The organism is Psychrobacter sp. 4Dc (assembly GCF_002836715.1).
Taxonomy (GTDB): Bacteria; Pseudomonadota; Gammaproteobacteria; order Pseudomonadales; family Moraxellaceae; genus Psychrobacter.
Window position 1 is genome coordinate 1 of the sequence record NZ_PJAT01000028.1, and the last position, 1,139, is coordinate 1,139.

At 40.9% G+C, this 1,139-nt stretch carries 2 protein-coding genes; one reads left to right on the forward strand and one right to left on the reverse strand.

Features of this window, described 5'->3' with window-relative positions; genetic code table 11:
* Window positions 1-890: RNA-guided endonuclease InsQ/TnpB family protein (locus CXF61_RS01750; RefSeq protein ID WP_165596941.1), on the reverse strand; the 890-nt coding region annotated here is incomplete at its 3' end.
* A 74-nt stretch (window positions 891-964) separates the two neighbouring features.
* Between CXF61_RS01750 and CXF61_RS01755 the strand changes: the two genes are divergently transcribed.
* Window positions 965-1,139, forward strand: a 175-nt coding sequence (locus CXF61_RS01755; RefSeq protein WP_193834160.1) for a transposase, incomplete at its 3' end; no start/stop codon positions are given.

Genomic DNA, 1,139 nt, shown 5'->3' on the forward strand with positions numbered 1-1,139 from the left:
ATCATGGCGTGGCTTTTGCTGATGCTGGTGGTGATTTTATGCAAGTAGTCATGTCTGATATTGGCAATGTGGCTGTGGAGTTTTTGAATCTTGCGGTTTTGCTTTTTCCAGTTCTCACTGAATTTTACTTTCTTTGCTAGCCCTCGTTGCAGCTTGGCAAGTTTGAGTTGATTGGCTTTAAAGCTGTTTTTGGGTTTAATATATTCACCGTTTGAGGTGGTGAGTAGTTTGCTGATGCCCACGTCCAAGCCAATGGCGCTTGTGGCAGGATGGCGTGGGTTCTCATCCAGTTCGCGCTCTGTGCCAAACGACACATACCAGTGCCCCGATTTCTTGCTAATGGTGACATTTTTAACCGTGCCGATGATGTCTTGCGATTTTCTAAACTTCACCAAGCCCACGCCATTCGGTAGTTTTACTCGATTGCCCTCAACACGGCAGTATTTGTCAAACTGAACCAAGCGAATTGAGTCACGCCCATCTGATTTGCGCTTAAATTTTGGCATCAACGGGCGTAGCTGGATTTCTGTGCCATCAGCCAGTTTAAAGAACTTGGGTTTGCGAGGTTTCTTTTTATTTTCTTTCAATCTGGCATGTACTTTAGGATCAAAGAAACGCGACCAAGCCGACGCCAGATCACGTACTTTTTGTTGTAAAGATACAGCGTTTGAGCTGGTTTTTAAGAACTCGAAATCAGGGTTGCTCTTTAGATCCATGATTTTATTAACAAGGTTCGTGGCATTGATGAACTCATCTTTAGCAAACATCTCAAATGAGATCGCTAGCATTTGATTCCAAACAAAACGTGCAGAGCCGACAAGATTATTTAGAACAATCTCCTGCTCTGCATTAGGCTCAAGCCTAAATTTATACGCTTTGTTGATTTTCATAAATGCGTTCTTTATTAATGAGTGTGTGTTTGATATTATGCTTATAATACTAGCATTTAAGAGTTTTTATTACAATGAGTGAGATATATAAAAACCGCCATGCTGCCTTTAATCTCCACGTTCATTTGGTTTTTATTACTAAGTACCGAAAAAAAGTTTTAGGTGAGCTGCATCATAATTATTTCAGTGAGTGTGTCACTGAGGTATGCAAGAGCTTTGATGCTGAATTAAAAGAATGTAACGGTGGAG